This window comes from Paraburkholderia sp. EG286A, assembly GCF_040965375.1.
Classification (GTDB): Bacteria; Pseudomonadota; Gammaproteobacteria; order Burkholderiales; family Burkholderiaceae; genus Paraburkholderia.
This window is the reverse complement of the sequence record NZ_JBFRCB010000014.1, coordinates 1-19,504: the sequence shown is the minus strand read 5'-3', so window position 1 is coordinate 19,504 and position 19,504 is coordinate 1. Positions and strand designations below refer to the sequence as shown.

At 59.0% G+C, this 19,504-nt stretch carries 17 protein-coding genes and 2 pseudogenes; 16 read left to right on the top strand and 3 right to left on the bottom strand.

From position 1 onward, the window contains the following. Positions 1–90 precede the first annotated feature (90 nt). From AB4Y35_RS39110 to AB4Y35_RS39065, 10 genes are all read left to right on the top strand, one after another. Positions 91–1,041, top strand: a complete 951-nt coding sequence (locus AB4Y35_RS39110; RefSeq protein ID WP_368692115.1) for a carbohydrate ABC transporter permease — start codon at positions 91–93, stop codon at positions 1,039–1,041. Positions 1,042–1,053: 12 nt separating this feature from the next. Then, positions 1,054–1,914: a carbohydrate ABC transporter permease gene (locus tag AB4Y35_RS39105; RefSeq protein ID WP_368692116.1), complete on the top strand. Its 861-nt coding sequence runs from the start codon at positions 1,054–1,056 to the stop codon at positions 1,912–1,914. After that, positions 1,911–2,855 carry a ribokinase gene (locus AB4Y35_RS39100; protein WP_368692117.1) on the top strand — a complete coding sequence of 315 codons (945 nt, stop codon included), beginning with the start codon at positions 1,911–1,913 and terminating at the stop codon, positions 2,853–2,855. The genes AB4Y35_RS39105 and AB4Y35_RS39100 overlap by 4 nt, the downstream gene beginning before the upstream one ends. Continuing rightward, positions 2,855–3,625 carry an SDR family NAD(P)-dependent oxidoreductase gene (locus AB4Y35_RS39095; protein WP_368692118.1) on the top strand — a complete coding sequence of 257 codons (771 nt, stop codon included), beginning with the start codon at positions 2,855–2,857 and terminating at the stop codon, positions 3,623–3,625. Before AB4Y35_RS39100 ends, AB4Y35_RS39095 begins: the two co-directional genes overlap by 1 nt. Continuing rightward, the gene (locus AB4Y35_RS39090) at positions 3,618–4,439 is read left to right on the top strand and encodes an HAD-IIA family hydrolase (RefSeq protein ID WP_368692119.1); all 822 of its coding nucleotides are present in this window, start codon (positions 3,618–3,620) and stop codon (positions 4,437–4,439) included. The genes AB4Y35_RS39095 and AB4Y35_RS39090 overlap by 8 nt, the downstream gene beginning before the upstream one ends. Beyond that, positions 4,432–5,547, top strand: coding sequence for an ABC transporter ATP-binding protein (locus AB4Y35_RS39085; RefSeq protein WP_368692120.1), 1,116 nt, complete (start codon positions 4,432–4,434; stop codon positions 5,545–5,547). The genes AB4Y35_RS39090 and AB4Y35_RS39085 overlap by 8 nt, the downstream gene beginning before the upstream one ends. Before the next feature lie 462 nt (positions 5,548–6,009). Continuing rightward, positions 6,010–7,194, top strand: a complete 1,185-nt coding sequence (locus AB4Y35_RS39080; protein ID WP_368692121.1) for a Tm-1-like ATP-binding domain-containing protein — start codon at positions 6,010–6,012, stop codon at positions 7,192–7,194. Beyond that, entirely contained in the window at positions 7,191–8,024 is an 834-nt protein-coding gene (locus AB4Y35_RS39075; RefSeq protein ID WP_368692122.1) for a phosphoenolpyruvate hydrolase family protein, read from the top strand. The genes AB4Y35_RS39080 and AB4Y35_RS39075 overlap by 4 nt, the downstream gene beginning before the upstream one ends. A 34-nt stretch (positions 8,025–8,058) precedes the next feature. Next, complete coding sequence (locus tag AB4Y35_RS39070; protein WP_368692123.1) at positions 8,059–9,855, top strand: FAD-dependent oxidoreductase; 1,797 nt, start codon at positions 8,059–8,061, stop codon at positions 9,853–9,855. A gap of 102 nt (positions 9,856–9,957) precedes the next feature. After that, positions 9,958–10,161 (top strand): hypothetical protein, encoded by a 204-nt coding sequence (locus AB4Y35_RS39065; RefSeq protein ID WP_012406554.1) that lies wholly within the window; start codon positions 9,958–9,960, stop codon positions 10,159–10,161. A 9-nt stretch (positions 10,162–10,170) separates the two neighbouring features. Here AB4Y35_RS39065 and AB4Y35_RS39060 read toward each other — a convergent pair whose 3' ends face one another. Then, positions 10,171–11,232 carry an IS630 family transposase gene (locus AB4Y35_RS39060; protein WP_368692124.1) on the bottom strand — a complete coding sequence of 354 codons (1,062 nt, stop codon included), beginning with the start codon at positions 11,230–11,232 and terminating at the stop codon, positions 10,171–10,173. Positions 11,233–12,168: 936 nt separating this feature from the next. On the opposite strand from AB4Y35_RS39060, the gene AB4Y35_RS39055 reads away from it, so the two are divergent. The 6 genes from AB4Y35_RS39055 (at position 12,169) to AB4Y35_RS39030 (ending at position 18,334) form a co-directional block, all read left to right on the top strand. After that, on the top strand, positions 12,169–13,992 hold the full coding sequence (locus AB4Y35_RS39055) for an alpha/beta fold hydrolase (protein ID WP_368692125.1): 1,824 nt from the start codon (positions 12,169–12,171) through the stop codon (positions 13,990–13,992). 56 nt (positions 13,993–14,048) lie between these two features. Then, positions 14,049–14,300, top strand: a complete 252-nt coding sequence (locus AB4Y35_RS39050; protein WP_368692126.1) for an acyl carrier protein — start codon at positions 14,049–14,051, stop codon at positions 14,298–14,300. Beyond that, entirely contained in the window at positions 14,297–15,484 is a 1,188-nt protein-coding gene (locus AB4Y35_RS39045; protein WP_368692127.1) for an acyl-CoA dehydrogenase family protein, read from the top strand. The genes AB4Y35_RS39050 and AB4Y35_RS39045 overlap by 4 nt, the downstream gene beginning before the upstream one ends. Before the next feature lies 1 nt (position 15,485). Continuing rightward, positions 15,486–16,577: an amino acid--[acyl-carrier-protein] ligase gene (locus AB4Y35_RS39040; protein ID WP_368692128.1), complete on the top strand. Its 1,092-nt coding sequence runs from the start codon at positions 15,486–15,488 to the stop codon at positions 16,575–16,577. Positions 16,578–16,990: 413 nt separating this feature from the next. Beyond that, the gene (locus tag AB4Y35_RS39035; protein ID WP_368692129.1) at positions 16,991–17,149 is read left to right on the top strand and encodes a hypothetical protein; all 159 of its coding nucleotides are present in this window, start codon (positions 16,991–16,993) and stop codon (positions 17,147–17,149) included. Between the two features lie 87 nt (positions 17,150–17,236). Continuing rightward, on the top strand, positions 17,237–18,334 hold the full coding sequence (locus tag AB4Y35_RS39030) for an IS5 family transposase (RefSeq protein ID WP_368692130.1): 1,098 nt from the start codon (positions 17,237–17,239) through the stop codon (positions 18,332–18,334). 172 nt (positions 18,335–18,506) lie between these two features. Here the strand turns inward: AB4Y35_RS39030 and AB4Y35_RS39025 are convergent. Then, a pseudogene (locus AB4Y35_RS39025) lies at positions 18,507–18,683 on the bottom strand (transposase); the annotation flags it as partial. 618 nt (positions 18,684–19,301) lie between these two features. After that, positions 19,302–19,504 (bottom strand): annotated as a pseudogene (locus AB4Y35_RS39020) (IS630 family transposase); the annotation flags it as partial.

Below are 19,504 nucleotides of genomic sequence, written 5' to 3'. Positions count from 1 at the left end.
GGTAGTAACTTCCGTTACGCAAAGCCTGCGTCGTGGCTCGCGAAGCTGCGATGCAGGACTTTCTCAGGACAGACATTCAGGGAAAGAAACATGTACGAGGTTCAACAGATGTCTCGCGCAACAACATTTGCTTCACGAGAGCTCGCCAGAGAGCCGGCAGAGCCGGTTGGTCGCCGATCTGCCGACTGGTTCAGTCTGGTGGCCGTAAGCCCCGCCGTCATCATCCTGGTGGCTTTTCTGTTTCTGTTCTTTTACGGGGTGTACCAGTCACTCACCAATCTGAGATTCGGGGTGCCTGTTATGCACTTCGTCGGCTTGAGGAACTACGCGGTGCTGCTCCAGAGTGCAGACTTCTGGAACAACCTACGAGTCACGTTGACGTATGCGTTCGCCTGCGTGTCGCTCGAAGCCGTAATCGGACTTGCCATCGCAAGGCTCTTTGCGTCTGAGGTGCTGCTCGCACGCGTGCTGAGACCAATGGTGTTGCTGCCGCTGGTGTTACCGCCGATGAGCGTCGCACTGATGTGGACCACCATGATGAACCCCCAGGCAGGCATCCTGAACTACCTGCTCTCTCTTATGGGCCTGGGGCCATTCGCCTGGATATCAAGTGAAAGTTCGGCGCTTGCGTCGGTCGTCCTGATCGACGTCTGGACGTTCACGCCATTTTTCACGCTGATCATCTTTGCCGGGCTTCAGGGGATTACGGACGATATCCGGGAAGCGGCCCGCATCAATGGGGCAAAGGCCTGGAGCATCTTCTACCGGATCGAGTTGCCGCTGGTGGCACCCTACATTCTGGTCGCTGCCCTGTTCCGGCTGATTGAATCCCTGACGCAGTTCGACATCATCTTTGGGACCACGCAGGGTGGGCCCGGCGACAGTACGGCAGCGCTCTCTGTGCAGGCATACATTACGGCGTTCCAGGACATGAACTTCGGTCGTGGCGCAGCGCTGATGGTGGTGAACTGGCTCGTCGTGCTTGCCAGCGCGATGCTGCTGGCGAAACTGTGGCGGGCGGTCCGCCGTCGCGTGAGCTGAGGAGTTGATCCCATGACTATCCATCGCTCGTACGGTATCCGTTTCGGCCTCAATCTGCTCGTGCTGGGTGGTGCAGCGATCATTGCCTTTCCGATTGTCTGGATCGTGCTGATGTCGCTCAAGACGCAGGGGCAGGTCATGGCCTGGCCGCCGCAGTTCGTTTTTCAACCCACGCTTGAAAACTTCCGCGTGCTGTTCGACGCAGCGCAGTCCGGCGCGACGAGCTATGGCTCGCTGAAGGTCGACTTCCTGCATCCGGTGATCAACAGTGTGGTCATTGCCCTCGGTTCGGTGATCGTTTCCCTGCTGGCAGGCGTCCCCGCGGGATATGTGCTCGCGCGCAAGGACATTCCGTTCAAGGAAGACATTGCGTTTTTCATCCTGGGATTCCGGTTCGCTCCAGTCCTTCTGGTGGTCATTCCGCTCTTCAACGTGTTCCAGGCGATCGGCCTATACGACACGTATCTCGGGATGATCTGGGTCTATCAGGTCATCACGCTGCCCATGATCGTGTGGTTAAGCCGCTCGTATATCGAAGATATCCCAAAAGATATCGAGGAAGCGGCTGCGATGGACGGGGCGAAGCCTGCGCGTGTGGTGCTGCATATCGTGTTGCCGCTGCTTAAGCCCGGGCTGATTGGAGCGTCGTTACTGGTATTCCTGCTTGCGTGGCACAACTTTGCGCTCGGGTTGATGTTGAGTTCCGACAAGGCACCGGTCACGGTGGCGCTGCTGAAGCTGCTGAATCCCGGCCTTCAGTTCTATCCGGTGATGGCCGCGGGCCTCGTCGTGACCATGGCAGTCCCGGTCATTCTCATCCTGCTTGGCCAGAAGCACCTCGAACGTGGCCTGACGATGGGAGCCGTGAAATGAATGCGACCCCCCGTCCTCTCATGTTCTTCGGAACCACAAATCTCGACTTATGCTTTGAAGTCGAGCACCTGCCTGCGGCAGGCGAATCGGTCATGGGCACGCTCGCCCGCTACGCAGGCGGCAAGGGGGCCAATCAGGCGGTCGCCGCTGCCAGGCTTGGCGCTGCGCCACGATTCTTTACGCGAATCGGTGGCGACGAGGCGGGAGACTTCCTGCTGCGCTCGCTGGAAGAGGCTGGCGTGATCGTGGATGCAGTCGAGATCGCGTCGGGAGAACCGTCCGGATCCGCACTCGTGGCAGTAGGCAATGACGGCAGCAACGTGGTCATCATCGACCCGGGTGCAAACCGGCACATCACGGTTGCGAGTATCAGCCATGGCGCGAGTTTCATCTCGCGGGATACCGTTGTCGTCGCAGAGATGGGACTGCCACTGCCGGCTCTCGAATACCTGTTCTCGCTAAAACGTGAAGTTCCGTTCACGCTCGTCTTCAACCCTGCGCCCGTGCAATCGGGTATGAGCCGGGATGCATGGCGGGCCGTCGATATCGTCACGCCGAATGCAGCGGAGGCGTCGGAGCTCACGGGCATTCACGTCGTGGACGATAAAACGGCGCGAAGCGCCGCCACTGCGCTGCTCGAACTGGGTCCCCGCGCTGTCGTGATCACGCTGGGCGAACAGGGTTCCTGGTATGCCGATATCGAACAATCCTTCGGGATGCCGGCGTTCCCCGTACAGGCGGTCGATACAACCGGTGCCGGGGACGCCTTTACCGGTGGCCTTGCGGCAGCGATCGCAATGGGACGTCCGATTCGTAGTGCGATTTGCCGGGCCATGGCTGTCGCGGCGATCTCGGTCACACGCCACGGCGCACAGATCGCGATGCCCTCGGCTCGCGAAGTCGACGACTTTTTGCAACCCATCATGTCACTGGAGTCGTAATGTCCGCACCATTTTCCCTATCAAGCCGAACCGTACTCGTGACCGGCGCCGGCGGCGGCATCGGCGCTGCCATCACATCGGCCTTCCATCAGGCGGGCGCGCGGGTCGTGGCCACCGATACGAACCTCGATGCCTTACGCACAATCCTCGCGCGCAGCCCGGAACTCGAGGGCGTCGTTCCGATGGCGATGGATGTGACCGACGAGGCGGACGTTGCAAATGTCATTGACGAAGTGACTGAACGCTTCGGCCCGCTTCAAGTCCTGGTGAATAACGCCGGCGTGAAATCGGCGGAGCCTTTGCTGACGGGAGATAACGAAAAAACGAAGCGAACGCTCGAGATCAATGCGAACGCGATCCTTCTCTGCTCGAAACTTGTCGTGGCGAGATCCATGCGTCAAGGGGGCGGTCGCATCATCAACATCGGCTCCTCCCTGTCATCGCAGGGCGCTGTATTCAACTATCAGGCGGGCGGCGCTGACTACTGCCTGTCGAAGGCAGTGGTGCATGACCTGACGAAGCTGCTCGCGTATGAATGCGCACCGCTCGGAATCAACGTCAATGGCATCGCGCCAGGCATCATCGATACGCCGATGCACGGGCGTCCGCGGGAAGAGACCGAGGCACGACACAGCGGACGCATTCCTCTCGGCCGTGTCGGCATACCGCAGGACATCTCGGGCCTGGCGCTTTTCCTTGCGAGCCCGGCAGCCGATTACATCACCGGGCAGATCATCCATGTGAACGGTGGGATGCTGATGAATGGATAAGCAAATGCAAATGCGGGCCTGGCCGCGCATCCGTGGCGTTGTCTCGGATCTCGATGGCGTTGTCTATCGCGGAAAACAGGCGATCAAAGAATCGATCGAGGCTTTTCAAGGGTGGCGCAGGCTCGGCGTGCCGTTCTGCTTCGTCACGAACAATTCGACGCACACCGAGGCTGACGTGGTGAAAAAGCTTGCGGACATGGGACTTCCGATCGAGTCGCAGGAGGTGGTCACGTCCGCTGGCGAGACAGCGCGCCTGCTTCGCACCATGTGGCCGGAAGGGACACCAGTGTATGTGATCGGTGCAGAGTCGCTCACGAACGCGGTTGCCGGGGCAGGTATGAACATCACCGACCGTTCGCCAGCAGCGGTGATCATGGGACTAGACCGCGCGATTTCGCACGAGAAGATGCGCGTTGCGGTACGGGCCATCCTGGACGGTGCCACATTGATTGGAACGAACCCGGACCTGTTGTTGCCCACGGCCCAGGGATTCGAGCCGGGGGCGGGAGCACAGCTGACTGCCGTGGCGGTGGCGGCACGGGTAAAGCCCATCATTGTGGGCAAGCCGGAGACGCACATGATTGAAGCAGCGCTGGCTCGCCTGGGCACAGCGCGCGAGGAAACCATCATGGTCGGCGACCAGATTCCCACCGATATCCAGGCGGGCAAGCGCGCCGGGTTGTGCTCGGTGCTCGTTATGACGGGTGTCCCAGCCGTCGAAGATCCCGTGCTTTTGCCGCCCGATTTTGTCGTTCAAAGCCTGCGGGATATTCCTGTCTTCAACGAGAACGCACTGGGAGCGAGTCATGGCTGAAGTTCAACTCGAAAGTGTCCGGAAGAGCTATGGTGGGATGGAGATTCTCCACGACATCGATCTGTCGATCCGCCACGGCGAATTCGTTGTCTTCGTGGGTCCGTCGGGATCAGGCAAGTCGACGCTGTTGCGCATGATCGGGGGCCTCGAGCAGATCACCGGCGGACGGCTTTCCATCGATAACCAGGTGGTCAATCATCTCGACGCGGCTGATCGAAATCTCGGCATGGTGTTTCAGAGCTACGCCCTTTACCCGCATCTAAGCGTGCGGGACAACCTGGCATTTCCGCTGCGCATGGCGAAGGTGCCTCGTGACGCGATCGGGCCGCGGGTTGAAGAAGTCGCCGGCATGCTTCAGATCGCGCACCTGCTCGATCGTCGGCCAAAGCAGCTCTCGGGCGGTCAGCGCCAGCGTGTGGCGATCGGGCGCGCCATCGTCAGGGAGCCCAAGGTCTTTCTCTTTGACGAGCCGCTGTCGAACCTCGATACGGAGCTTCGCGTGCAGATGCGTGTGCAGATCGCGAAGCTGCACCGTGAACTCGGCAACACGATGATCTATGTCACCCATGATCAGGTCGAGGCAATGACCATGGCCGACAAGATCGTTGTGCTTCGGAACGGCCATATCGAGCAGGTCGGAACGCCGCACGAGCTTTATCATCAGCCCAGCTCACAGTTTGTGGCCGGATTCATCGGGTCCCCGCGTATGAATTTTCTCAAGGCAGCCTGTGTGAACACGGGCCCCGGAGGGGTGACCGTGAGTCTGAGCAGCGCGGCCCCGGTCGTGTTGCCGGTCGAGGCGGACGGTGTTTCACCCGGTCAAGCTGTCACGGTCGGCGTGCGTCCGGATGACTTCACCGCGCCAACCAGTGACCACGATCAGCTGCGCGTGGAGCTCGATGTCGACTTTGTCGAACATCTCGGCAACGCGACTTATCTCTATGGAACAGTGGGCGGTGAGGCACTTGTTGCACGAGCCCCCGCGGAAGGAAACTTCGCAGCTCCAATGGGGCGAGTCGCGCTGTCAGTTGCGAAGGGCGATTGCCACCTCTTTGACGCAAGCGGGCAAGCGTTGCGGCGCAGGAATGTCCCACGGGCGTGGAATTGACGTGTCTGGTTGCAGGCGAAGGCGGCGGTATGGTCAGAACCGTTGTCGCGCGGCGGACGTACGGCCAGTGGCTGGAGAGAGCAATGGCGGATGCTGAGAGGTCGCTTCGTGCAATGGTGGAACACTGGCTCGCACCGGACCCCTCGGGCCGGGTGCGGGTCAAGCGATTCAGCCATCGACGCACCGCGCAGGCGCGTTACGTGTGCGTCGAGACAGTAAGAACGGGGCAGTTGGTAGAGATGTTTTTCTTTCGCCACGGCGACGGCACCTGGCACGTCTTTCCGCCTCCGCGAGAGCGGCCCGCTATGCGCGTCGCTGGACAGTACGCATATCTCTAAAATGAGCGCTTAGCGTTCTCCACAACGAACTGATTAATCAAGTATCGTTTGTCTTGAAATATGCACTACTAATCTATTGGCATTGGACGAAACTCAAATGACATCGCCATCTGGAAATGATGCAGTGGCCATCATCGCCACATTGGACACCAAGGGTGCCGAGGTAGCTTTTGTGTCGAAAGCACTGGGGCGGCTCGGTCGATCCTGTCGGATTTTCGATATCGGTACCGCCGGACCGTACGCGCGTGAGCTACTTCCTGATGAGAAAGGCAATGATCAATCGAATGGTCAGCGGAAGTCCGCATCCGGCATGCTGGCCAGAATTGCGGGATTGGTCCGCGACGAACTTGAGATGCGAACGAAGTCCGGTGAAGTGACGGCGGTTCTTGGCATCGCCGGAGGCAAGGGCAGCGCAGCGTTCGGGGCGATCGCGGGTGATCTTCCGTATGGCTTTCCCCGCATTCTTGTATCAAGCGCGCGGCCCGCACTTTTGGCGGAACTGGCCCGTCAGAGTGACATCCTGTTTTATCCGACGCTTGTCGATCTGTTCGGCATTAACGACTTCACAGAACGTGTGCTGAACAACGCAGTAAATGCGATCGCGGCGATGCGTTTTCAGCCCGCCCGTCGACGCGCCCGGAAAGTGGTTGCCATCACGGCGTTCGGCGTGACAACGCCGGCTGCCTCCGCCTGTGTTGCCCAGCTTCGAAACTCAGGCGTCGATTCGATCGTATTTCCCGCGAACGGTGCGGGTGGACGGACGATGGAAAAGCTGGTGCGCGCTGGCGAATTCGATGGCGTCATTGACCTCACGACCACGGAGCTCGCGGACGAGCTGGTGGGGGGGGCGGCGAGTGCCGGGCCGGAACGACTGACGGCGGCAACCGAGTCAGGCGTTCCACAGCTGGTTGCGCCTGGTGCTGTCGACATGGTGAATTTTGGCGCGCCAGACACTGTGCCGGCGCAGTTCGAAGGGCGAACCTTCTACTCACATACGCCATTTACCACGCTCATGCGCACGACGGCACAAGAGAACAGGGAGATTGGGCGCATTACTGGTTGCAAAATCGCCAGGGCAAAAGGACCTACCTGTGTCCTGTGGCCGCGCCGCGGTGTGTCCGATTACGACCGCGAAGGTGAGGCATTCTTTGATCCGCCTGCAGATCGCGCATGGTTTCAGGGCGTCCGCGAGGCGCTTCCGCCGGCCATTCCCGCGATCGAGATCGATTGCCACATCAATGACCCTGCATTTGCGCACGCCGCAGTGTCGTGGATGACTAAACAGCTTAACCAGGAAGTCCGGCCATGAAAATGTTTACCCGTACGTCAATTCGCGACGGCTTGCTCCGACAGGTCGCTGAAGGCAGACCAGTCCTTGCGGCGGGAAGCAGCTGTGGTCTGGTTGCGAAATGTGCGGCTTTGGGTGGGGCCGACCTGCTGGTCGTGTACAGCACCGGTCTTTCCAGATTGATGGGGTTGCCAACGAGCCGTATCGGCGACTCGAATGCCAGGACGGTCGAACTTGCCTCGGAGATTCGCAACGTCGTGGCCGACGTACCGGTGATCGGCGGGGTGGAGGCGTGGGACCCGCTGCGGCTCGATCTCGACGCGTTGCTGGATCGCTTCTGGCAGGCGGGATTTTCCGGGGTGATCAACTACCCGACCATCTCGACGATGGGCGAGACGTGGCGAAATCGCCGTGGCCGCGTGGGCCTGGGATTCGAGCGCGAACTGGAGATGATTTCGCTCGCACGGCGCAAGGATATCTTCACGATGGCCTACGTGGCCACTGCGTCGGACGCGAGAAGCATGGCCGAAGCGGGGGCGGACTGCATCGTTCCGCACGTTGGTGCGACGCGAGGTGGGCTTGCAGGGCACGAAGGAGGCCAGAACATTGCCACGGCTGTCCAGCGGATCAACGAGATCAATTCCGCAGCGCTTGCGGTTCGCGACGACGTCATCCTGCTCGCCCACGGTGGGGCGGTCGCCGAACCGGAAGATACGCAGGAAGTCTATCGATCAACGAAATGCGTTGGTTTTGTCGGCGCATCTTCCATTGAACGAATCCCGATCGAGCGAGCAGTGAAGGCCGCAGCCGAGGCATTCAAGGCGGTGTCGCTGGACGAACGCCTTACCTGAGCAACCCGATCTACTGTTTACATCCGAGCCCGTCATGATGAGCAATTCAACAACGTTACGTCAGATACAGACTCCATCAAAGTCAGCGCCGCAGAAGGAGGAGGATGTCGATCTCCTTGTCATCGGTAGTGGCGCTGCTGGCCTGTCTGCGGCCCTGTTCGCCGCAAAGCAGGGACTCAGCGTGCTCGTCTGCGAGAAATCGCAACGCCTTGGCGGCACTACGGCGTTGTCCAACGGCATGATCTGGATTCCATGCTCGCAGCAGGCAGTCAAGGCTGGCATCAAGGACTCACTAGACCAGGCGCGCACATATCTGAAAGGGGAGCTGGGCCAGTTCTATCGTCCGGACTTCATCGAAGCCTTGCTGAACGACGGCCCGGAGGCGATTTCGGAGCTGGAGAAGGATACCGAGGTACGCTTCGCACTTGCTGCTGCACCTGACTATCATTCTGCCCGGCCGGGAGGTGTCGACAAGGGACGTGCGTTGTCCCCCGTCCCGTTTGATGGTCGGCGGCTCAAGGATGATTTTGAACTCATCGGCGATCCGATCCGCGTTGTGCTCGGTGGCATGATGATCTCGTCCAGCGAGATCAACAACTTCCTCAGTCCGTTCCGGTCTCTGAAGGCCCTCCGGCACGTGCTTCGCAGAGTGAGTCGCTATTCGGCCGACCGCATGCGCTTTCGTCGCGGGACCGAACTGAGTGGCGGCAACGCGCTGATCGCGCGATTCCTCGTCAGTCTGCGTCAGCGGCAGGTCACCATCTGGACCAGTGCATCGCTGCGCGAACTCATCATCAGGAATGGTCGTGCGATCGGTGGCGTCGTGGAGGGGCCGTCTGGCGCTGTCAAGGTCAACGCGCGGTACGGCGTTGTGTTAGCCACCGGTGGATTCGCCAGGAATCCGGTGCTCAGATCCGAACTTAGCGGCCTTCACCCCCACGAGCAGACTCTGACGCATCCTGACGTAACCGGGGATGGCATCAACCTGGCTCTCCAGGCTGGCGCCTCAGTTGATACTGAGGTGCGCAGCGCGGGTTTCTGGACCCCAGTGTCGCTGCTCGGTGAAAACGGGAAGCAGCAAACTGTCCCCTATGGCTGGCTGGACCGCGGGCGGCCCGGGGTCATTGCGGTTGGGCCCGATGGGCGCCGGTTCGTCAACGAGTCGAACTCATACCACGACATCTGTCTCGCAATGTTCGACCATGGCTACCCGAAAGATGATCGGTTCTTCTTCATCTGCGATCACGATTTCATCCTGAAGCGGGGAATGGGCCATATCCTGCCTTGGCCGTGGACACTTGCCCTCCGCAAATACGAGCAGCGCGGATACATCCAGACCGGTTCGACTATCAATGATCTTGCTTTGCAGATTGGAATTGAGCCAAATGTCCTCCAGGCGACGGTTGATCAGCACAACCACAACGCCAGCAGAGGCATCGACCCAGACTTTCAGCGAGGCGAGTCAGCGTTCAACCGGACACTGGGCGATCCAGCCGTTGGCACGAAAAACCCGAATCTCGGGCCGATACAGAAAGCACCCTTCATCGCCCTGCGTATTTTGCCGGCCACCCTCGGTACCGCGGTGGGGCTGAAGACCGATACCGACGGCCGGGTGCTGTCTGTCGAAGGCTGGCCAATTGATGGACTGTTTGCATGTGGGAACGACATGACGTCCCCAATGCGCGGAATCTATCCCGGCGCTGGCATTACGATCGGACCGGCTATCGTGTTTGCGTACCGGGTAATAAATGCAATCGTTCGGCAAAGGGAAACGGGCCATGAGAGCCCAAGTCCGGACGATGCGCAGCTTCAGAATCATGTGGTTCGATGAGCTCTACCACCTCTCATCTGTTACTGAAGATGAGGAAAGGAACCTCATGGTGAATCCACGTGGTCGATCTGTCCAGATCGAATCTGTACTGGAGGCTCATTCATGTCGAAAGTCAATCCTGCAAAACCGGATGGACTGTCAGCGTCAGATTGGGAGATTCTCGCGCAGGGGTTGAATGCTCTGCTGCGTGAACGAACTGTCGCTTACCAGATAGCAGTCAGCATTGCTGTCGCGCGCGGTTTTGTCCGACCCGAGGTCGGTGATTTCGGGTTGCCGGATATCCTTCGGCTCAGCAGGGCGATCTAGTCGACTGCGTCATTGAAATGGCACTGGTCGAATTCGTCGTGATGGATCATCGTATTTCCATTTGATCGGCTTGGGATTCTTGTTGTGCTCGCGGATGTAGCGCATCAGCTTGCGGTCCAAATCCTTCACCGTGGTGAAGATGCCTCGCACAATTACATCGCGCTGGATGCGCGAGAACCAGTTTTCGACCTGATTCAGCCAAGAGGTATAGGTTGGCGTGTAATGCAACCGCACGTTGCGGTGTTGTCGCAAGAATTCGTGCACGCGCGGTGTCTTGTGGCTGCTGACGTTTTCGCAGATCACATGGATCTCTTGTTTGGGCCGCTGGCTGGCGATAACGTCGGTGAGGAAGGCCACGAACTGTTTGCTGGTATGGCGCGGTGCGGCCTTGCCGATGACTTCCCCGGTTGCCGTATTGAGCGCAGCGAACAGGCTAAGCGTGCCGTTACGTTTGTATTCGAAGCCATGGCTCTCGACGCGCCCTGGCGACAGCGGTAGCATCCGATCCTTACGATCCAGAGCTTGAATTGCCGTCTTCTCGTCCACGCAGAACACCACCGCATGTGCGGGCGGGTTCAGATACAGGCCGATAACGTCTGCAGCCTTGGTCTCGAAGTCAGGGTCGTTTGAGACCATATGCGTATCGAGTCGATGGGGGCGCACGCCGTGCTTGCGCCAGATGCGCTGTACCGTCGAGGCGCCTACATCGCCCAGAGCCGCCGCAAGCTTATAGCTGCTCCAATGCGTCGAGCCGTCCGAGGGCCGGTGCTTAAGCGTGAGATTCAGAACCCGCGCCTCGAGCTTTTCAGGCGGATGCACAGGAGCTCGTCCCGGATGGCGCGCGTACAGGCCTGCCAACCGCTCCGCCAAAAACCGACTCGACCAACGAGTAATGAAGCGCGAGTCACATCGCAGCCGCTGCATGATCGCCTCACGTGCTTCGCCTTCATCAAGCATCAAGATCAGCCGTGCACGCCGCGCGTCCGCTGCGCGCACCGTTTGGCTACGAGTTGCTGACAGCAATTGTTTGCGCTCAAGCGTGGTCAAATTCATCTTTTCCATGCGTTTCATTGGATACCAAATAAGGTGCTTTTTCAATGACGCAATGGACTAGTGTTGGAAGTCCGACTTAGCAAAACCATCATCGCGCATATTTCTCGCATGCATGCATCCGTTACGTGAATCAGTGTTATCCAAACAATCGATTTTGTAGTCGACACGGAAATGCCGCATAGTGCGTCCCGCAATGCACAGTACAGCCACCCACTATCCGCGCCATGAACGCAAATTTGCATGAGCTGCCTGAACGCAACTGGCGCGTCCGGCGCAAATATTGCTCTCCGAGTACCCTTTACCATCGGAGCCGTGATCCTCTTTATGAGAATGGGCCCGCTAACCCGCAACATCCGACCTGAAGCTCGGTGTACACCGCCCTCCGCACAGATAAATCGTTGTCAGCACAATTTGGTAGCGACCACGGATTTTTCCTTTGGCTCCAGCGGCCCAATTTCTCTTCGAAACTATTCGAAAACATTTTGAGATTTACGACATTATATTTTTTTAGGAAATTATTGTGCACCGAAAATTATTTAGCTCGTCTACCCACTCATATCTATCTTGACTTCGACCGGTCCATGGTTCATACGCCGGGGCCATTCGTCACTCGTGGCGGTCGACGTGTGAGTGATTCTAAAATGGCGATTGAAGTCAGTATGACATTGACAAGCACTCTGTTGTGCGTCTACGAGAACGTGCTCCTTCAAACGTGGTCGCGTCTTGGGGGGCGACACCGAACGCCTTGAGCGCTGAGAACTCCGGCACGCGAAGTTGGGCGCGAAGTTCATTGTCTCGACGCGCAGGCTTTGCGCAATATCGGGCTCTATAAATACCCGCGATTTGGTGCGATCGGTGTATGCATCTTCTCGGACTCCGTCTTTCGGAAACCGAGCAAATATCGCACTCCGAAATTAAACATCCCAGATATGGGAATTTTTGGATTGGTCCCTTATGCAAGCTGTCGTCTTCGGCGACTGTGCCGGGTGGCTCCATCCCGCCCCAGGACAGCACGGTGTCGTGCTGTGCAATGCGTTTGGCTACGACGAACTATGCACGCATCGTGCGTGGTTACAGTTGGCCGAAAGACTGGCCGCGCAGCAAATGCCCACGCTGCGTTTCGACTATCCGGGAACCGGCAATTCACTACATGTTGAAGAGGATCCGGATCGCGTCGACGCATGGATCGGCAGCATAGCCGATGCGCTCGGATACCTGCGCACGGTATCTGGCGTACAGCGCGTCTCGCTATGCGGGTTCCGGCTAGGCGCGATGCTCGCCACGCTTGCCGCCGAACGGTTGTCCTGCATTGATGGACTCGTGCTGCTCGCCCCCGTGCTGTCCGGGAAAAAATACCTGCGCGAACTCCATGCGCACCATCAACGCTGGCTCAGCGCACGCGCCCTTAACAGAATGTACACGGCGCCAGACAACATGAGCACGGTCAGCGCGTTAGGCTTCGGGCTTCATGGTGACGACATCGACAGACTCGCGGCGATCGATCTGCGCAACGACAGAACAGCATCCGTACGACGCGTACTCCTGCTCGAGGCGAACGACCGCGAAAGCGGTGACGCATTGAGCGCACGATATGATGCGTATGGCGCCGCCGTCGAGCGTGCGCCGTTCGATGAACTTGATGACTTCCTCGTCGAGGCACGCTTCAGCAAGCTTCCGGCTCGTGCGTTCGCGACCGTATCGGCATGGCTCGCGGGCGACGTCGACGGAAATGGCGATATCGACGCTTCGGCAGCTTCTCAGCGCATACTGAATCAGTCCGTGTTACTCGCCATACCCGTCGCTCCCACATTGGCCGGTCCAAATTTCACGGAGCAGCCAGTTTCTGTCGGCGCATGCTTCGGCGTGTACTGCCGCCCGCGCGACGCTCTCGAAAATGCTCCCGCGGTGCTGTTCCCAAACACGGCCGCGAACCACAACATCGGCGACGGCCGCTGCTTCGTGCTGTTCGCCCGCCGGCTCGCCGCAATAGGTATCGCGTCGCTGCGAATGGATCTGGCCGGTCTCGGCGACAGCGCCCCAGAAGAATGCACTATTACAGCGGAGTCGCTCCATTCGCAAGACGCATGTGCCGATGTGATCGCCGGCGCGAACTGGCTGCTCGAACAGGGCTACGCGACAGTCGTTACATTCGGTATCTGTAGCGGTGCTTTCGTTGGCCTGCATGCGTGCGCGGCGCACCCGCAAATCGTCGGCGCGTTCGGCGTGAATCTTCAGCAGTTCATGTGGCAAGACGACCAGCGGGTGCGAAACAGCAGCGCTATGGCGTCGAACCGGACGCTGCGGCAAGCCGCGCTTAGCGCAGACAAATGGAAGCGCGTCTGGGGCGACAAGGCATCGCTCGCTAGCGTGGCACATGGGCTCGCGGCGCGGGCGACACGCCGTTTGGAGCGTCGCGTCGCCGATTTGATGGACGCGATCATCGGTTGGTCGTTCTCGCCGAACAATGCTCGCCGACTCCTCGAACTTCTCCATGCGAAAGGTGCCGAAGTGCGGCTGCTATACGGTGAGTTCGATCACGGTATCGACGAATTAAAGCTGCAGTTCGGCGCAAATCTTCGTGGTCTTAGGCGGCTCCCGCACGTACGTGTTGCGATGTTGCCAATAGACGATCACTCGCTGTTCACGCGCGCCGCGCGCGAGGCTGCCATGAGTGATGCGCAGCGGTGGTTGCTCGAACGGTTCTGCAGCCTGCCAGATACTTCGTCTGATGCACCCCACTCGCCGCAATTGAAGATGGTGCCCACGCCGACTGGCTAGCCGTAGCCCGTTCCACGAGTTTCGACAGCCTCTTCACTGCACATAATGGTATCCAAATGAAAAAAACGCTGCGTCGTATCATTTGCGAATCGGTTCACTTGCGCGGATCGCCTGAGACGCTCAGCGATGAAGCCGACTTGTACGCGGCCGGACTCGAATCCATAGCGACTGTCCATCTGATGCTTGCGATCGAAGAAACCTTTGAAGTCACGATTCCCGACGAGATGCTCGCCCGACAGTTGTTCTCGAGTATCAACTCGATGGCCGACGCGATCTCACAGCTACAAAAACAAAAGGTGACGGTATGAACGCGCAGCTTGCCCACGAAGCGGCACTGCGGGTCGCCCGGATAGCCGCCGAGAATGCGCACGCAGTCGATCGCGATGCACGCTTCCCGGCCGAGGCTATCGACGCACTGCGAAAGGAGCGTCTCCTGTCCGCATTGGTCCCAGCGAGTTCCGGCGGCGCCGGTCTAACGCTGACCGAAGTCGCGTCAGTCTGCGAAATCATCGCGCAAGGCTGCGCGTCCACTGCGATGATCTACGCAATGCATTTGACCCAGGCGGCATGCGTGATCTCGCATTGCCGCGACCGGCCGTGGCAGCTCGCTTTTGTCGAGAGGCTGGCCCGTGAGCAGTTGCTGCTCGGATCGGCGACCTCCGAGGCGACAACCGGTGGAGGTCTGCGCGCCAGTACGTGCGCAGTACAGTATGACGGCCAACGGTTCCGCATCGAGAAGGACGCGCCCACGATCTCGTATGGCGCTTACGCCGACGCCATTCTCATTACCGCGCGCCGTGCGGATGACTCGCCGCCCTCGGATCAGGTGCTAATTGTCGCGTCGCGCGCCCAACTCGCACTAGAGCCGCAAGGCATCTGGGACGCGCTTGGTATGCGAGGCACCTGTAGCTCGGGATTTCGTCTCGTTGCGAACGGTGATGAAGAGCAGATTCTGCTCCCTCCATTCCGCGACATCGCCAACCGCACGATGCAGCCGGTATCGCATACGTTGTGGGCCGCCGTGTGGACAGGCATCGCGACCGATGCGCTGCGGCGCGCAAACGAGTACTGCCGCGCTCAGTCGCGCACGTTGCCGGATGGCATGTCGCTTGCCAGAGGGCGGCTTGTTCGTGCAACCGAGCAGTTGCAGATGATGAAAGCACGCGTGAGTACTGCACTTGCCGCAGCGCAGACTGTGCATGCAGCCAAGTACGACACAAGCGCAACGGAATTGCCGCTGACCGTTCAACTCGGCTTCATGGCTGATATGAATAGCCTGAAAACCGGCATCTCGTCGGCCGCACTTGGGATCGCACACGAAGCGATGATGATCTGCGGGATCTTTGGATACCGGAATGGCGGCCGTTATAGCATCGGCCGGCATTTGCGCGACCTTTACTCCGCACCTCTAATGATAAATAACGACCGGATTGACCAGAACACCGCCAGCCTGCTGCTTGCGCAGCGCCCGTCACAATTAATAGAGGCATGACATGAGCGCACCTTTCGCATCTTCTGTCCCAGACCATACACGCGGTGATGCCCCCGTATTGGATGTCAAACGGCCGTTGCGCGACCGGTTGATCGCAGCCGGTCTGCTCGTCGACACCGGCGAAAACGGCCTCTATGGACACAACCATATCTACGAAGGCATCGTCGAACGCCTGACCTGGCTGATATCCAGCATGGCTGCGGACCAGCATCCGGAAGTTCTGCGCTTCCCGCCAGCGGTGCCACGCAAGGACTTCGAAGACAGCGAATACCTGAACAACTTTCCGCACCTCGCCGGCACGATTCACGCGTTCTGCGGCGATGAGCGAGACCACCGGCGCCTGTTGCGGGCGCTCAACAACGTGCCATCCGGTCCCGGCGACGAGCGAAGCGACGCCTGGCTAGCCCAGCAAAAGCCAACGCGCGCTGTGCTCACACCCGCTGCGTGCTATCCGGTCTATCCGGTCATCGCGCGACGCGGCCCGCTACCGGAAAATGGACTCACTCTTGACGTGTTGTCGTACTGCTTTCGTCACGAACCTTCTCTAGACCCGACGCGCATGCAAATGTTCAGAATGCGCGAGTATGTGCGGATTGGCTCGCCAGAAGATGTTCAGGCTTTCCGCACGACGTGGATCGAACGCGGCCATGCACTTACAGGGATGTTGCGCCTGCCCGCCGAACTCGACGTTGCGAACGACCCATTCTTCGGCCGCGGCGGCAAGATCGTCGCGGACAGTCAGCGCGCGCAGCAGTTGAAATTCGAACTGCTGATTCCGGTAACGGACCCGCAGCGCAAAACCGCCTGCCTGTCGTTCAACTATCACATGGACCACTTCGGTCGGATATGGAAACTGCGTTGCGCGAATGGCGCCATCGCGCACTCGGCCTGCATCGCATTCGGAATGGAGCGGCTCGCGCTTGCGCTGTTGCATCATCACGGGTGCAACGTCGATGCGTGGCCCGACGACGTGCGTCAACTACTCTGGGGCGATAGTCACGAGCGCATTGCTGCTGAACTAGAATGCTGGCGACAGCCAGCTGACGCACCCGGAAGTGATGTCAATGGCGACGAAAAACAACAAGTCTATTGATGACGCGGAGGCGCTCATCCTGCGGGCAGGTCACGATGATGAAAGCGTCCCGGATGTCCCAGGATCGCCTTCACGCTTGTGGCCGCCGGCGTTTTCCGATGACCGAAATTTGTCGGCAAGGACGAATTCGCTCTCTCACAGTCGCCGGTTCCGTGCGGCGGTCTAATCATGCGCTATTTGTAGGGAATCCAACATCATTGTTCGATAGCCGACGCAAGTGCGCGACGCAATTTGACTGACGCCAATGCGTCATTAGCGTCTGTGCTGGGGGTTCCGGGCGTTTGCGCCACACATGGCCCGGAAGGTGCTTGGAGACGAGTTGCGCGCAGTGAAAGTGCGGTTCATGGTTGCCTGCCGACAGTGGCGCGAGTCGCAGCACTGAAACCCTGGTAACTTTTCGGAAAGGATCGGTCATGTCCAAAATGAAGAAGGTGCTGTGTAACGGTGTGCTGATTGCTATGCTAATCGGGGTGGCGGAAAATGCCGCCGCCGCGTTGGAACATGAGTGCGTTCCGTTCGACGCGTTTAGTGCTGTCTTCTGTTCAATCATTGGGGACGGCGATAAAGGTTAGCAGGCCGCTGAATTACCGCTGAAGCACGTCATCGCGCAGAGTTCGTGAAGCGTTGATAGATGGACCACCACTTGCCCCACGGAGATCATGCGCGGCGCCGACACATTCAGCGAGAGTCTGTTTTCCATGCGCGAGCTGGACGACTTCGTCCCCAAGTCACATCCGTTGCGTTCGATCCGCGTAATGGCGAACGACGCGCTGGCGAGGATAGATCGACTGTTCGCCCAGATGTACGAAGCGGAGATAAAGGGCGGGCGGCCGAGCATCGCTCCAGAGAAGTTGCTGCGGGCCATGCTGATTCAGGTGCTTTTCAGCATCCGCTCCGAGCGCCAACTGATGGAGCAAGTCCAGTACAACCTCTTGTTTCGCTGGTTCATCGGCCTGGCAATGGATGACGAGGTGTGGGTGCCCACGGTCTTTACGAAGAACCGCGAGCGTCTGATTAAGCATGACGCGGTGATCGAATTTTTTAACGAGGTGGTGGCCATCGCCCGGAAGAAGTGCCTGCTCTCGGGTGAACATTTCAGCGTGGACGGCACGCTGATCCAGGCGTGGGCGGGACACAAGAGCTTTGTACGCAAGGACGGCGACGATCAGGACAACGACGGTGGCGGCGCGAGCGACTTCAAGGGCGAGAAGCGCAGCAACGAGACACATCAGTCGAGGACCGACCCAGATGCGCAGCTCTATCGCAAAGGCAAAACGGCCAGCGAATTGCGGTACATGGGTCACACCCTGACCGATAACCGGCACGGCCTGGTGGTCAACGCACGCGTGACACGCGCCGACGGGCATGCCGAGCGTGAAGCGGCCAAGATCATGATCCACGACGCACGGCAAGTGGCAGAGGATCCGAACGTAGAAATCACGTTGGGTGCAGACAAGGGTTACGATGCCCAGGAATTCATCGAGGCGTGCCAACAGATGAACGTCACACCGCACGTGGCGCAAAACACTTCGGGGCTGCGTTCGGCAGTGCCCGATACGATCGCCTCGAGCGTGGGCTATGCCATTTCGCAGCAAAAGCGCAAGTTGATCGAACAAGGCTTCGGCTGGGCCAAGACCGTGGGCCGCATGCGCCAGGTGATGGTGCGTGGCTTGAAGAAGGTGGACCAGATGTTCGTGTTGAACATGGCGGCCTACAACCTCGTGCGCATGCGCTCGCTGGCACAAATGCGCCCATAGTGGCGCATGAAGGCGGCAATGAGGCCAGAAGTCGGCCTCACGGCGCTTAAAAAAGGTGCATTCGCGTTGAAATTGCACAATGCGAAAGATTTAGCAACGGTGGGCGCGTAAATCGAATACGCCCGCTTCCGTCGCGGGTGTATTTCCGCAACCTGCTAATCTAAGCCTCCTAGCCATCGGTCATCAGCGCAGCGCCTTCCTGCACGCCGGCGAACAGCTTGTCGGCCAGCTTCGCCCCACGACCCGGCGTATAGGCATAGCAACAGATCGGGATTCCCGTGCCTGTCATCTGACACCACAGGTAACTCTTCGTCTGTGACTTGCGCCCTTCCTCCTTGAGCATCTGGAATAGAAACGATCACTTTGCGCTGCCAGCGGTGCTGTGAAGCGGGTTGGACCCGCGCGGGGCATACCTGACCTGTCAACTGGAGAACTTGAATCCCGGAAAGCGACTGAGGCCCCTCGCGCGTCTTTCATCGGGGTCCGGGCCATTGGCCCAATATGACCGGTTGTAGTTACGCAGTCCTTCACCTTCTCACATGACGTTGGCAAGGCAACATATTGCGATAGAAGACCCGATGAGCTCTTGCGCTTAACGGGGAAGCCCTTGTAGTTATTTCTGAGCCAGAACACTGATATGTATGGACCGTGTCAAGTGGCCAAATGTGGTTCTCCGAGATTTAACGGGTCAAGGGATGGCGTGAGCCCGGCGTAGCGGACCCTTGACGCGACGTTGGCTTTCCGTGCTATGCATTGGTCGTGAGTGCGGAGTTTGCGCGCTCACGACCAATGCGAGGCGAGACCGTCTCTCTGGCGGTCATCAACAACAGGATGCTTGGGCCAGGACCGGGCGGCTATCCGACGGTTGATCATTCTGATATGCGCGGGTTGGTTACCGCATGACAAACGAAACGTCGGGGAGCTGCCTCAATCTAGTTTCGAGGGTTGTGCTGTTTCCAGTTGCCTCCTAGTCCGTTGAACCAGATGAATTGCACCGGATTCTCCGCGATGGATCGGAGTACTTCCATTTCAATGGGAGTGCCTGCTTATTGTATTGACGTATGTACCGCATGAGCTTTTTGTCGAGATCCCTGGTGCTGGTGAATACGCCACGCGCAATGACGTCGCGCTGGATGCGGGCAAACCAGTTCTCGACCTGATTCAGCCATG